Genomic DNA, 12,554 nt, shown 5'->3' on the forward strand with positions numbered 1-12,554 from the left:
GTAGGAGTTGCGAATGCCGTTACCAAGCCATATCCATTTTCTCAACCAAGGCGATGAGCCCGGTGACCGAGTGTTCATCAATATCACTAAGCGTGGTTGCGGTAGTGGCTGTTCATACTGCTACATCGATTCCCCAGCCGGCCCCCAGGTCTTCATCGATGATTTGGCGCTCTCCGGCAGCGCGGAAGCATTGCTTCAGTCGCCTTTCTTTCGGCCGGGCAGAAATGGCACGATTGTCTCACTTTGTCCGGATTCCGAGCCGTTCAAGGACAAGCGCTCCACCGAGAAGATTATTTGCGTGCTGCGAGCCGTCCTGTCGCTCGGCAATCCAGTCCAGATACCGACGAAGGAACGAGCACCGGAAGCGGTGCTTGAGGTGATCAGTACCTATGCCTACCCCAATCAGGTCGTTCTTTTCACCTCCTTCTCGTCGCTTGGTAAAGCCAGCAAAATCGAGCCTCACGCTGCCCCCGTCGCCGAGCGAATTCGCAACTTCGCGTCGGCGCGCAACCACGGCGTGTTCGCCTGTATGTATCTCAAGCCGTTTCTCCCTGCGACGTTGAAGGATCTTGATTACGTTCTGGAGATTCTCGAAAAGGAGCGACCTGATGCTGTCTGCGTCGGCATGCTTTATACGACCACGCAGCAGAAAGATCCTGCCTATACTCATCCCGTTCATGGCAGCCTGACGGCACGTCCCCTAGATGCTGATTTCAACAAGTTCGTCGCTGCCTTAAAGAAACAAGGTCTCGTACCGCTATTCCACTCGTCGGTGTGTGTAACTGCTTGGGCGCTCGATCGCATTCCCACGCCACATATCTGGAGGGAATATCCGGCACTCTGCGTCAACTGCCGCAATTGTGAGGGCGACTTCCAGGAGCGCTCCTCTCGCGCGGTAACCCCGTCCTTCGTTTATTCGCAGCCGGTGCTCGATGTCAGTCTACCTTAATAACGCCACCACAGGCTATCCGAAGTCGACCGCCGCGGTGGAGGCCTATTCGGCAACGCTGCAATCAGTGCCGTCCGACGTGCGCCACAGCGCCGAGCCAGCAATTGAGGTGGCGCGAACTCAAATCGCCTCGCTGCTTGGCGTAGATTATGCACATCTCTTCTTCCTCTCGGATGCGACCCTCGCACTGAACGCGGTCATACGAGGATATCTCTGCCCCGGAGATCACTGCGTTACTGACAACCGATCCCACAATGCGGTGCTACGTACCCTCAACGGAATGCCGGGCTTGACCTGGCAAATCGCACGCATTCAAAATCGTGTCGAAGAATTGGACCTTTCTGCCCTCGACACCATCGACCATCCGAAGCTGGTGTGTTTGACCCACACCAGCAATGTGACAGGCTCTATTTACGACGTCGCCAAGGTAATCACGTATATCCGTAGGCGATTTCCGGCGGCCGCGGTCCTTGTCGACGCCTCGCAATCGGTCGGCTTCTGCGGTATCGATGATTTACACGAGGCAGACTTCATCGTTTTTCCGGCGCATAAGCATTTACATTCGTTGCCTGGCGCCGCTGTACTTGTCGCACGCAGGAAGCTTGCTCCTTTCATTCTGGGCGGAACTGGTAGCAATTCCGCTGACATGGCTCTCGGCGGCGGTAGCACGAACTTCGTTGAGGTCGGTACACCGAACTTGCCTGCAATCCTCGCATTAAAGGCCGCGCTCCAAGAGCAGCATAACGCAGGCGACGAGATCCGCATTCGCGTCGAGCATCTTACCGAAGTGCTGTGGAGCGGCCTTCATTCTATCCGCGGGATCCAACTTCTGGGACGTTCTCCCCACGATCGACGGTCAGGTGTAGTTGCCTGTGGGTTGCCGGGCTCGCCGGAAGCGGACTGGATCCCATTTCTGCGTAGTCAGAACATCGTCGCGAGGGGCGGGCTTCACTGCGCTCCGACCATTCACGAAGAATTTGGTCTTGCACGCGTTGGGACACTTCGTTTCAGCATCAGCCGATTTACTCAAGAAGACGAGATCCGGCTTGCGTTAGAGGCTGTCGAAGTGTTCTCGAAGTTTATTTTGGCGGAGAAAGATTAGTATGTTTCTTTATCGATCCGACCGCCTCGTCGTCGAGAAGCCACGTCCATGCGCCGAAGAGCCTGACCGGGTGCATCTCGTCGGTCATTTGAGGTTCGGCACTGTTGACGAGATCTCCGCGCTGTTGGCTACGGACTGTTGGCGAACTCTAAAGCTCGGCCAGCCAGCTACCCTTGTCGCGCGGGGCCCCAGGGGCGAACTGTTGACCTTAAACGCCGAGCGCGAATTTTCGCTATCGCGGCTTATCGATGCGGGAGCGGGGCTCGCGTTCCTTCACGAGCTGAACGAAAGAATGGAGGAAGAAGCATGAGAAAATTTTTGGGAGAAAAGCAGACCGGACTTATCTTCGCCGCTGATTTGCCCACCTTTGAAGACAATGCGCGCGTGCTCGATGCTATCAGCGAGTTTGTCGATGTCATCAAGGTGTGCAATCCACTTGTAATGCGGGAGGGAGCAGCAACGATCCGCAAGCTCGCCGAGCGCTACAGCAAGCCGGTTTTCGCAGACCTAAAGGTTGCCGATGTTCCCCATACCAGTGCCCAGATCGTCAAGATCGTTGCGGACAACGGTGGCTCGGCGGTCATGGTGCACGGCTTCGTCGGTCCCGACGGAATTTCGGAATGTATGGAAGCTGCCAATGACAAAGTCGGCATCATAATTCAACTAGAACTGACAAACCCGGGCGGAAAGATATTCACTGCGCCTATTGCCAACGATATGGCACGCCTTGCTGCGGAGATGGGAGTTTATGGCACCCAGGCACCCGGAAACAGGCCCAATCGGATCGCCGAAATCAGGGGCATCATTGGCCCCGAACCGGTTATCGTCTGCTGCGGTGTTGGCGCTCAAGGGGGCAAGCATAGCGAAGTGATGCAGGCCGGTGGGACGTATTCGATCGTCGGACGCGCGATCTACAATGCTGACGATCCGGTTCGGGCGGTTGAGGCAGTTTTGATCTAAAAATGCCTCTGAGGAGAAATGCGCTTATTGCGACGAGCAGCGACGTTCTGAACGGCTCCAATAGTCGGGAGGAACCCTGAGAAGATCTTCGTCAGGCCTGCTCGTCGTCATCAACGCCATACTTTTCTACCAGACTATCTATGAAGTCCGCGGCTTCAGTTGCTTTAAGTGCTTGTTCCCACATCTGGCGCGAAATGTCCTCGTGAAGCCGGACGCCGTCCTGCGAAGTGGTGATAAGGCCAACGCCGACACGGATATTTGGCTGTTCACCCAAGCGAAAAGGGCTGATCGCCAAAACCGCATGTTCGGCCTGGCGAAAAATCTGAAAGCTGGTGGAGGGGACCGTCTGCGGAAGAATGCCGAGTTGGACGCCGATGGGCTGCTTGCGAAACAAGCCGCTTATGTGACGCACTTCTCGACAGGCCATAATTCGGCGCCGCCGCCGGGTCTCTTCCGGCAGATCTTGCCGACCGATCAATCCGTGGAGGAGGAAACGTTCAAGATCGGAAGATGCAATTAGGCTAACCAGCAAAGGGCGGCGCAAACGGTAGTTCTTCTTGCGCGCTTTCAGGGTCTCGATCAAACGCCGGATCGCATCGTCGGTCTCAGGGGCCATCGGAATGGTGTCAAAAAACACCTCCTGCAGCATCTCGTCATACACTTCAGAGGTGAGTAGGTAGGAGATCGAACCGAAGAAGCCAATGATTTGCTCGCTGCTTTCCTCCAACTGACGCATGCGTTCGAAGAAAGCGCCAGCCGTATCAATATATTCGATATCAACGCCCAGCAGACTTTGGATGGAAACGCCCAAAACTTTGGTGATGCTGACGAGCAGCTCAATTTTGAGAATTTCGCCCTTCTCTGCCCGATAAAGCGCGGCACGGGAAATGCCCAAGGCTTTTGCCATTTCCTCGGGCGAAAGCCCATGTCCGATGCGGTAGGCCTGTAGCCGGGCCCCTATTTCGTCAATTCGAATTATGTCATCGGATGCAGTTTCGTCGGTCATTTCGTTTGGCCAAATTGAGATGTATTCATCATTATCGTTCGCATAGGGGAGCCACGGGGGCAACCCACCCCCAGCTGTGCGCTCTGAATTTATACAAATCTAGATTTCTAGAATTTCTCGGTAAAAATGCAGCATTTGGTTCGAATGCTTCCTTGCCTGCACATTATCCCCAAAGGCTTGAAGGAGGAGGCTCCATGAGCGAGCCGTCGTACTGGATTGCGACCTGCCGATCCTTGGCCAGCAGTAAGGGACCATCCAAGTCGACGTATTTGACACCTTGAGCAAGCAAGAAGGCAGGTGCCATTGCAAGCGAGGTACCCAACATGCAACCGACCATTAAGTCGAATCCTGCTGCCAAGGCATCGCGCTTGAGTTCAAGTGCCTCCGTTAGGCCCCCCGTTTTGTCGAGCTTTATATTGATTGCGTCGTACTTTCCGACAAGGCTTCGTAGCGACTGTCGATCATGGCAACTTTCATCCGCGCAGACGGGAAGTGCACGTTCAATGTCTCTCAAAGCTTCGTCGGCATCGACAGGCAGTGGTTGCTCCACCATGGCTACGCCGAGGCTTACCAGTTGGGGAGCAAGATCGAGATATTGTTGGATTGTCCAGCCCTCGTTTGCGTCGACGATTAGCATCGAGTGTGGAGCGCCGGCACGCACGGCCCTGATCCGGTCGGCATCGCAATCCGAACCCAGCTTAACCTTGAGTAACGGGCGATATGAGTTCGTCGCAGCTGCCTCTCGCATAGAATCGGGGTCGGCCAGCGAGAGTGTGAATGCCGTGCTTAGACGTACCGGCGAGGGGAGCCCCGCGATTTTCCAGGCCGCTGTGCCCCTTTTCTTTGCTTCTAGGTCCCAAAACGCGCAATCGAGGGCATTTCGTGCCGCACCTGGAGGAAGCTTTGACTGCAAGCCAATGCGATCCAGGCCATTTTTGAGATGCTGCTCGAGCGACCGTATGGTCTCCATCACTCCTTCGACGGTCTCGCCAAACCGTGAATACGGGACAGACTCGCCCCGACCGCAAAACGAGCCGTCGCGCAGTTCGACGGTGACGACCCGAATTTTTGTACGAGAGCCACGCGATATCGTGAAGGTGCCGGCAACGGGAAAACAGTCCTCGACAACATGAATCGATGTCTCGCTCATAGTGCCCTCCTTGCCGTGGGGTTCCGGAATCCAGGCCGCCAGCCGTCGATAGTTTGCGCCGACCGCTTGGTCGGTCTCCAGGGCGTATTGCCCATACAAGAATGGAACGTCGACTTTGGTATCATCTTGAACTTTCTTTAGGGGGTGCGCACAAAACCAAGCGCGGCAGGACAAAACCGTGTTGGATTCGACGGGCTGATCCGCCTTACAACGCGCTGCCAAGGTCTCCCTTCGCCGCAGCCAAGCCGCACCATTGGACGCTCTGGAAACCAAGCTAGTCCAGACGATCAAACGATGTTTTGAACGGCGATCGCGTTCAGTGCCGCTAAGCGCTCTTCGACAGAAGAATCTTTGCTCGCAGAGATGATTTCTACAATCGAAGTCATCTTCTTGAATGCAGCATCTGCAACTCCGGCGGGCAATGGTTGATCAGCATAGGTTTCCACGAATCTCGCCGCGATATCAGCTAGCAAGCGAAGGGAAGCTGCGTGTTCGGGTAGGTCTAATGCAAGCTCCAGGGCATTTTCCTCGAACTTTCGGTATGACCCCACGCCCCCGGGTTGAGCTCCAAACCAATTGAATAGTTCAATCATAAGTAGGCTTTCTTTGTTGAGACCCTTTGTTTGGGACGGCTTTGAAGAGTAGTGAATCGTCATTGCGCGGCCTCCTGAACTGCGGCTCTCAAAGTGGCGAGGCCTATGAGAAAATCGTCAATCTCCATTGTCTCGTGTGGATTGTGCGAGCCGTGTTGGTTGCGGACAAAGATCATGGCACTTGGAACGCCGGCGTTCGCAAACACGGCCGCATCGTGCCCCGCGCCGCTAGCCATCTCCTCGCAAGGATAGCCCATCGAAATTGCGGCATTGGCCAGACGCGCTATCCAGTCCCGGTCCATCAGTGCGGGCACCGACTCTACCAGCCGGTCGACCTTGAATGTGACGCCCCGATCCTCAGCGATGGACGCGCATTCAGATTGAAAGAGATCATAGAAGGCTTGTAGCGTATCTCTATTTTGACTACGTGCCTCAAAGCTGAAACGCGTCGTGCCAGGTATACGGGCAATCGCGTGCTCTTCGGGAAGCGTTCCGAAAACGCCAGCAGTCATCACCAGGTCTCGTCCTCTCTCAAGAAGGACACGCCAGTGTCGGTCAAGTTGCATCAAAAGGTCTGCCGATGCAAAAACCGTGTCGTGTCGTAGCCAACGCGGAACGGTTCCAGAATGGCCCGCTTCACCCACACATTCCACAATCCGATGTCTCAGGTTGCCTCGAATTCCTGTTACGACGCCTATCGATTGCTGCCGAGCAGTCAGAACTGGCCCCTGTTCGATGTGCAGTTCCAGCCATGCCGCTAACGTCGAGGGACTAAGCAGACACTCACCGGCAGCGATCCTATCGACAGCCGCTCCGACATCGCGCATGCAATCCACCAGCTTACGCTCGTTGTCTGCTGCCTTTGCCTCAAGATCTATCGGCGTTAGCTTGCCAAATAGTGCGCTAGAGCCAATGTAGGCTTTCCCAAAACGTGCGCTTTCCTCGCCACGAAGCCCAAACAGCTTCAACGTTCGACGCGGCTTGAAACCGCTTCTAGCGAAGCCAGCGAGGATTACGAGTCCGGCAACGACGCCAGCTGCACCATCGAAATTTCCGCCCTGCGGCACAGAGTCGAGATGGGAGCCGAGGGCAATGGCAGGCTGATCCGGCTCACTTCCTAACAACGTGATAACAAGATTGGCCGCAGCGTCGCGCTCGCTGAGCAAACCAAATTCCTTGGCCTTGCTTTCAAATATATCGAGAGCCAGGCTTTCACCCTCGCTGTATCCGCATCGAGTGACGCCCACTCCGTCGCTGGTCTTCTCGCGAAGCTCGGTGAAAAGAAGTTCGCTTAGGTTGCGATCAACGTTACTGGTGTAGCTTTGAGCCAGCACGGCTTCGCTCCTCATAAAAGCGGATCCAACCACGCTATATCGGGCTCGTCCGTTTCCTCTATAATGACCCCGCCCACCAAATTGGAGACTCGCGAAATTCCTCGGAGACTGCAGAATGTCCGAATGCCATCGATAATCGAGATCATCGCAGCCGGTTGAACAAACGTTGCTGTGCCAACCTGAACAGCAGTGGCGCCGGCCAGGAGATACTCAATCGCGTCGTTACTGGTCGAAACTCCTCCGCACGCGACGACCGGTATGGCGACCGCTCTCGCAGTTTGGAACACTTGCCGCAAAATGATCGGCTTGATCGCCGGACCTGACAAACCGCCCGTGATGTTTCCCAATGACGGTTTGAATGTCCTAAGATTGATCGCCATGGAGAGGATCGTATTGGCGACCACAACTGCATCAGCGCCAGCGCCTTCAGCCGCGCGAGCAACTTCGGCGATATCACCCGTGTTGGGCGTAAGCTTTATCCATAAAGGAAGGTCAGTAGCTTCGCGCAGAAGCCTCGTCACACTCTCCGTCGATTCGGCGCGCATCGCAAACGCCTTGCCGTCCTCCTCGATGTTGGGGCAGGAGATGTTGGCTTCAATAGCGGCAATGCCCGGAATAGAAAGTTCCTTGGCCAGATCCGCGAACCCCTCGGCAGTTGGGGCGGAGATGCTGACGACCAGCGGTGTCTCATACCGTGCGTAATGCCGCATCGTCTTCTCTTTGAAGTGCGGCACGCCTTTGGAAGGAATGCCGATCGCGTTGATCAAACCGGAATTCTGTTCAGCGACGCGCGGAAGGGGATTGCCGTTGCGATGCTCGCGCGTGATCGTCTTCGTTACGATCGCGCCAAGGTCGTTGAAGTTAAAGACTTTTTCCAAACCCTCTGCGAAGGTTCCTGATGCTGGCATAACTGGATTGCGGAGAATGATGCCTCCGACATTCACGGCCATGTCAACTGCTGTTGCGATATTCATACCAGCGCCTCCCGCAGATCAAAAACGGGACCGTCCCAACAGACGCGGCGGCTGACGATTTCGCCGTCGATGTTGAAATCGCGAACACAGCAGTAGCAGAGCCCTATTCCGCATGCCATCTGTTGTTCCAGGGCGACTTGCCCCGGAATAGCGAACTCTTTGGCCAAGCGCTGCTGCACACGTGTCAGACGACTAGAGCCGCAGGTGATGAACGCGTCGCACCTTCCTTCGCCAATAAGTCCGCGGATGATACGCTCAACGTTCGCGGGGCCACTCGTCGCTTCAGAGTCAGTGATCGAAATTACGGTCATCCCCTGCCGCTGGAACAGTTCTGCGGATACCAGAAGATCGGGACTGCGGGCACTCAATAGTGCCGTGACATGCGCGCCGTTCTCTTTGGCCGCTTTTGCTAAGGGGGCTAATGTCGCAAGGCCTGCACCGCGACCAACGGCGACGATGTTCGTCCATGCCGGATTCAACGTGAAGCCGACCCCCAGCGGCCCCATGATGTCCACCCGATCGCCCGATTGGAGCATGTCCAATCCGCGAGTACCCGCACCGGTTACCTTGTAAAGAAACTCCACCTGCTGTTTGACGGGGTCAACACCGTACAAGCTCATCGGCCTGCGCAAGAAAGGCGTCTCGCCGGGCGGCTGCGGACAAAGGAGCTGGAAGAACTGCCCTGGAGCCGCGGTGGCGGCTTGCTTGCTGCATCTTGCAACGAGGTGGCGATACTCGTCGTTGACCACTTCGTTGGTGATCACCACAGCAAGTTCGGAGACCACCGTGGCTCGCCAGGGTCCACAGTGGCAAGCGCTCTCCGCTCCCTGCCGCGTTCCGGCGGCAGGGCTTTCGAATTGAAGGGTCATTCTCACTACCTCTCTAGAGATCAGGAAAGCTCGGCGCCGCGGCGTTCCGGGATCAAGAGCCACATCGCTACGATGTCAAGAATGTATAGGGTGGCCAGCAACGCGATCGCCAATTCGAAGCTATATAGCGAAGCAATAGTGCCAACGACGACGGGCCCGAATCCGCCCACGCCGCGCCCGATGTTAAAGAGAACATTCTGTGCGGTGGCACGAGCGGCGGTCGGGAAGAGTTCGCTGATTAGGGCGCCGTAGCCGCCGAGCATCCCGTTCACAAAGAAGCCCATGACCGCGCCTGCTACTAGTAGATGATAGGGATCAGTCAGTTGCGAGTAGATTATTACCATGACAGCGGCCATGAACATATAAGCGAAGAACGTGGGGCGACGGCCAATACGATCGGCGATGTGACCAAACATGAAGATGCCGAATGCCATCCCTGCAATCGTGACAATTGTCCAGACCGCAGACTGGGTTAGCGCGAAACCGAACCGCGCCGCAAGGTAATTGGGGAGCCAGATCATAACGCCGTAATAGCCAAAGTTTTGAACCGAGCAGAGGATTGTCAAACCGATAGTAAGCTTCGACGTCTCCCAGTCCTTTATAAGTAGCCGCAGCGAGGTTTTTTGGGATTTTTTGGCACTGTTCGCCACGAAGACTTCAGGCTCATGCAGCGAATGCCGGATAAAGTATGCGACGATTGCCGGGAAGATCCCGATAGCGAACATACCCCGCCATCCGATAGCGGGTAGCAGAATTGGTGTGGCGATGGCAGCTGCAAGAACGCCAAGTTGCCAGCCTAAGCCAACGTAAGACGATGCCCTCGCTCGCTTGTTTGCTGGCCACGCTTCGGCCACCAGAGCCATGCCGATGCCGAATTCACCACCGAGGCCAAGTCCGGCCATAGTGCGGTAGAAAAGTAGGTCCCAATAGCCCTGCGCAAGAGCACAAAGACCGGTAAATACGGCGAAGACGACGATGGTCCATGTGAGGACTTTTACGCGACCCAGTCTGTCAGAAAGCAATCCGAATAAGATTCCGCCGACGACAGCGCCTACCAGCGTTGCCGTCACCAGCGAAGCCGCCTGTCCCTGACTCAAGGCGAGATCGGCGGAGATGGCTTTCAGCATGAAGCCGAGGATAAGCAGGTCAAACCCATCCATCGCATAGCCGATGGCCGCGCCGAGCATTGCTTTCTTTGCCTTGCCGTCTACCTCGACTGGAAGGGCCGAAGGTGCTGCGTTTGAATACGCAGTGCTAGTCATAGTGTTCCCCTCTTTTTGTCCACGTGGTGTGAAGGGGAAATGCAACCACAACCCAGTCTCAAAAGCAATACAAATCTCATTTTTTAGACTTCGCCCGAAAACAAGACTGCTTAGGTGGTTGGTCCACGGTCACTGTAGGGGAACCTCCTCGAACCCCGGCTCGGGCGGAGTGGCGCGAGACTTGCCGGCGGATTGACCTTGCAAACCAGGCCTGTTGCCTTGGGCGTCATTCGACCGCGCGATCGTGCACCGCCGCTTCAAAGGAATCTTAAACGTTTGCAATCTTAAGTCGTCTTTGGATTTGTTTGTTGGTGAGCCAGCGCGCAAGCGCCTGCTGCGATGGCCTGGGGACGACGATTGGATAAGGCAGTCTATTCGGAAGCGCTCACTATTTTCGATGTGGCGGGCGCGATACTTGCCGAATTTCGCCGTGGCCATCACCTCATGTTTTGGCGAGACGAAAACGCGAAACCACTTGACCGGCCACTTGTCGCTCCGTCGACATTCCGGTCGAGGCGCCCATCGACCAAGCCCACAGAGCTTAAAACCTATGCCCGCGTATGCCGTAACGTGACTAGCATCCACGTTTTCGTTCTAGCCTTGGCATGCATTTTTATGGAGGCAAACAGCGTCTCAGCTGTCGAAAGGACACCCTCGATGTTGGGCGAGGACGGCATCGGCAAAGTGACGGTTGATGGCGTCGAGATGTCTTTCGACATGGGGAAGCCCTATGACCTGGAAAACGAATTCGAAGACGACGAATCCAACTTGGTCAGCGTCCGCAAAACCAGCGTCTATGACGATCGCGGAACATTCCTCGCGGCTGTTGAAACACTCGAAAAGCGATGCCGGACCGAGCCATATCCAATGAATGTAGACCTAGGTAAGTTCCGCAAATTGAGAGCCAATTGGCTCAAAAACCCGGTAACCGCTACTAACTACAAGAAGGCCAAGAGGGAATTCCAATCAATCCAGATCGACCCGACAGGCGATGAAGGCATGGATCACTTCAATTGGCGCGGAACCTGCGACGAGGTCAACGCCTATAGGATCGCCAAGTTATATCTAGTCGGCGTCGCCCTACGCGAGGCTCAATGCTCTGCAGGTGTTGCAATTGTTCGCAACGCCCTGGAATTCGCGCGCCAGAACAATCAGACTGAGAACGACATCAAGACCTTTGCTTTGGCGAATAACCAGAATCAGCTTGTAATGCTGAAGGCAAGCGTGGACGCGTCACGCCGGACGGTGAGACTGGATGAGACCCTAAGGCTCATGTGCCAAGTCGCTGGTAGCTCTTCTCGTTTCATGGGTCTCCCCAATCCTCAGTGACCCACTGGGCCACATACGCTTTTGCGCCTTTGTCATGACCCGAGCGCCCACCTTGTACTTTGAATGATGGAGGTCCCAGCAAAGCAGTTTTGCTCGGTGAAAAATCAACGAAAGATTGTTGATTTTTTAGGCGTTCGCCTCTTTGTATTCGTGAGTCTTTTGAGAGAGACGGGGGCAACTCCAGAGAGACGGGGGCCCATCTTTTTTTTGTTTTTTTGGGACTGCCATGAATTCTATGGCCACATCGACGCCATTGAAGGAATGGTCGCATCGACGCGGTGCGCGGATCATCCGCTGCAGCGGAACGTCAATCAACGGAAGCGGGCTGGCGTTACATCTCAAGACTGTTGGTCCTGACATCCTTCTTACCGGGGACGCGGACTATCACGAGATCCCAGGAATGCAAGGTGTTCGGCTTTCAGGCTTGCAAATCCCGCATCATGGCGGCCCGCTAGATCCAAGGGTTGTCATCCCCACGGCATTTTCGACTTCTGCGCGGGCAGTGGTTTCTTGCGGTCTGCCTAACCGCCATGGACACCCGAACGCAGCCACTCTCGCAGGGCACGTTGCGGCGGACTGGACGGTCTCGCAAACGGCCGCTGCCCCAGGTATCTAGCGAGGCACCCGCCAACTTTGATCGTCCGCAATGGAAGTCGGGATACTCGTTGGGCAGGAGCTCAAACGAGGTTTCCGTTATGTTCTCGATCTGGAGAATCTAATCCAAGTGCAACGATGACGTGTGAAGCGTAGAGGGTTAGCCACTTTCGCGCAAATGGGCCATGAACACCTCGGCCGGTGTCCTGTAGTTGAGGCACTTCCTCGGCAGTGAATTGAGATGGTGGGCGAGGGCGACCAGTTGCGGCTGGTTGACGGCAGACAGGTCCGTATCGCTCGGCACGAAGCGACGGATGCGCTTGTTGGTGTTCTCGACCGCGCCTTTCTGCCACGGTGAATTCGGATCGCAAAACCAGCTCCTGGCGCCGAGTCCATCTTCCAAAGCCTTGAAACCGCGAAACTCGGTACCAC

At 55.6% G+C, this 12,554-nt stretch carries 13 protein-coding genes; 5 read left to right on the forward strand and 8 right to left on the reverse strand.

Annotated elements, in window-relative coordinates; translation table 11 throughout:
- The first annotated feature begins 13 nt into the window (after positions 1–13).
- The 4 genes from IB264_RS25140 to pyrF are packed head-to-tail and all read left to right on the forward strand — an operon-like array spanning position 14 to position 3,011.
- On the forward strand, positions 14–949 hold the full coding sequence (locus IB264_RS25140; protein ID WP_192434360.1) for a hypothetical protein: 936 nt from the start codon (positions 14–16) through the stop codon (positions 947–949).
- The gene (locus tag IB264_RS25145) at positions 933–2,051 is read left to right on the forward strand and encodes an aminotransferase class V-fold PLP-dependent enzyme (RefSeq protein WP_192434362.1); all 1,119 of its coding nucleotides are present in this window, start codon (positions 933–935) and stop codon (positions 2,049–2,051) included. Before IB264_RS25140 ends, IB264_RS25145 begins: the two co-directional genes overlap by 17 nt.
- A 1-nt stretch (position 2,052) precedes the next feature.
- Positions 2,053–2,361 (forward strand): hypothetical protein, encoded by a 309-nt coding sequence (locus IB264_RS25150; RefSeq protein ID WP_192434364.1) that lies wholly within the window; start codon positions 2,053–2,055, stop codon positions 2,359–2,361.
- Positions 2,358–3,011, forward strand: a complete 654-nt coding sequence (gene pyrF / locus IB264_RS25155; protein WP_192434366.1) for an orotidine-5'-phosphate decarboxylase — start codon at positions 2,358–2,360, stop codon at positions 3,009–3,011. Before IB264_RS25150 ends, pyrF begins: the two co-directional genes overlap by 4 nt.
- A 91-nt stretch (positions 3,012–3,102) precedes the next feature.
- On the opposite strand, the gene IB264_RS25160 is transcribed toward pyrF, so the two are convergent.
- The 7 genes from IB264_RS25160 to IB264_RS25190 form a co-directional block, all read right to left on the reverse strand.
- Positions 3,103–4,017, reverse strand: coding sequence for a helix-turn-helix domain-containing protein (locus IB264_RS25160; RefSeq protein WP_192434368.1), 915 nt, complete (start codon positions 4,015–4,017; stop codon positions 3,103–3,105).
- Between the two features lie 163 nt (positions 4,018–4,180).
- The gene (gene dgcA / locus IB264_RS25165) at positions 4,181–5,167 is read right to left on the reverse strand and encodes an N-acetyl-D-Glu racemase DgcA (RefSeq protein ID WP_192434370.1); all 987 of its coding nucleotides are present in this window, start codon (positions 5,165–5,167) and stop codon (positions 4,181–4,183) included.
- Between the two features lie 287 nt (positions 5,168–5,454).
- Positions 5,455–5,823, reverse strand: a complete 369-nt coding sequence (locus tag IB264_RS25170; protein WP_192434371.1) for a hypothetical protein — start codon at positions 5,821–5,823, stop codon at positions 5,455–5,457.
- A complete protein-coding gene (locus IB264_RS25175) occupies positions 5,820–7,094 on the reverse strand; it encodes a Zn-dependent hydrolase (protein ID WP_309141672.1) in 1,275 nt (424 codons plus the stop codon). Before IB264_RS25175 ends, IB264_RS25170 begins: the two co-directional genes overlap by 4 nt.
- Positions 7,095–7,105: 11 nt before the next feature.
- Positions 7,106–8,068 carry a dihydroorotate dehydrogenase gene (locus IB264_RS25180; RefSeq protein ID WP_192434375.1) on the reverse strand — a complete coding sequence of 321 codons (963 nt, stop codon included), beginning with the start codon at positions 8,066–8,068 and terminating at the stop codon, positions 7,106–7,108.
- Positions 8,065–8,853, reverse strand: a complete 789-nt coding sequence (locus tag IB264_RS35460) for a dihydroorotate dehydrogenase electron transfer subunit (protein ID WP_309141673.1) — start codon at positions 8,851–8,853, stop codon at positions 8,065–8,067. Before IB264_RS35460 ends, IB264_RS25180 begins: the two co-directional genes overlap by 4 nt.
- A gap of 104 nt (positions 8,854–8,957) precedes the next feature.
- The gene (locus IB264_RS25190) at positions 8,958–10,199 is read right to left on the reverse strand and encodes an MFS transporter (RefSeq protein WP_192434379.1); all 1,242 of its coding nucleotides are present in this window, start codon (positions 10,197–10,199) and stop codon (positions 8,958–8,960) included.
- 657 nt (positions 10,200–10,856) lie between these two features.
- On the opposite strand from IB264_RS25190, the gene IB264_RS25195 reads away from it, so the two are divergent.
- Complete coding sequence (locus IB264_RS25195; protein ID WP_192434380.1) at positions 10,857–11,528, forward strand: hypothetical protein; 672 nt, start codon at positions 10,857–10,859, stop codon at positions 11,526–11,528.
- A gap of 754 nt (positions 11,529–12,282) precedes the next feature.
- On the opposite strand, the gene IB264_RS25200 is transcribed toward IB264_RS25195, so the two are convergent.
- The coding region (locus IB264_RS25200) for an IS30 family transposase (protein ID WP_192434382.1) at positions 12,283–12,554 on the reverse strand (272 nt) is incomplete at its 5' end.

The organism is Ensifer sp. ENS11, from assembly GCF_014851895.1.
GTDB classification, from domain to species: Bacteria; Pseudomonadota; Alphaproteobacteria; order Rhizobiales; family Rhizobiaceae; genus Ensifer; species Ensifer canadensis.

Bases quoted from the DNA above. Each gene is read 5' to 3' on its own strand.
- IB264_RS25140 (WP_192434360.1), top strand. From the start codon at position 14: ATGCCGTTACCAAGCCATATCCATTTTCTCAACCAAGGCGATGAGCCC.
- IB264_RS25145 (WP_192434362.1), top strand. From the start codon at position 933: ATGTCAGTCTACCTTAATAACGCCACCACAGGCTATCCGAAGTCGACC.
- IB264_RS25150 (WP_192434364.1), top strand. From the start codon at position 2,053: ATGTTTCTTTATCGATCCGACCGCCTCGTCGTCGAGAAGCCACGTCCA.
- pyrF (WP_192434366.1), top strand. From the start codon at position 2,358: ATGAGAAAATTTTTGGGAGAAAAGCAGACCGGACTTATCTTCGCCGCT.
- IB264_RS25160 (WP_192434368.1), bottom strand. From the start codon at position 4,017: ATGACCGACGAAACTGCATCCGATGACATAATTCGAATTGACGAAATA.
- dgcA (WP_192434370.1), bottom strand. From the start codon at position 5,167: ATGAGCGAGACATCGATTCATGTTGTCGAGGACTGTTTTCCCGTTGCC.
- IB264_RS25170 (WP_192434371.1), bottom strand. From the start codon at position 5,823: ATGACGATTCACTACTCTTCAAAGCCGTCCCAAACAAAGGGTCTCAAC.
- IB264_RS25180 (WP_192434375.1), bottom strand. From the start codon at position 8,068: ATGAATATCGCAACAGCAGTTGACATGGCCGTGAATGTCGGAGGCATC.
- IB264_RS25190 (WP_192434379.1), bottom strand. From the start codon at position 10,199: ATGACTAGCACTGCGTATTCAAACGCAGCACCTTCGGCCCTTCCAGTC.
- IB264_RS25195 (WP_192434380.1), top strand. From the start codon at position 10,857: ATGTTGGGCGAGGACGGCATCGGCAAAGTGACGGTTGATGGCGTCGAG.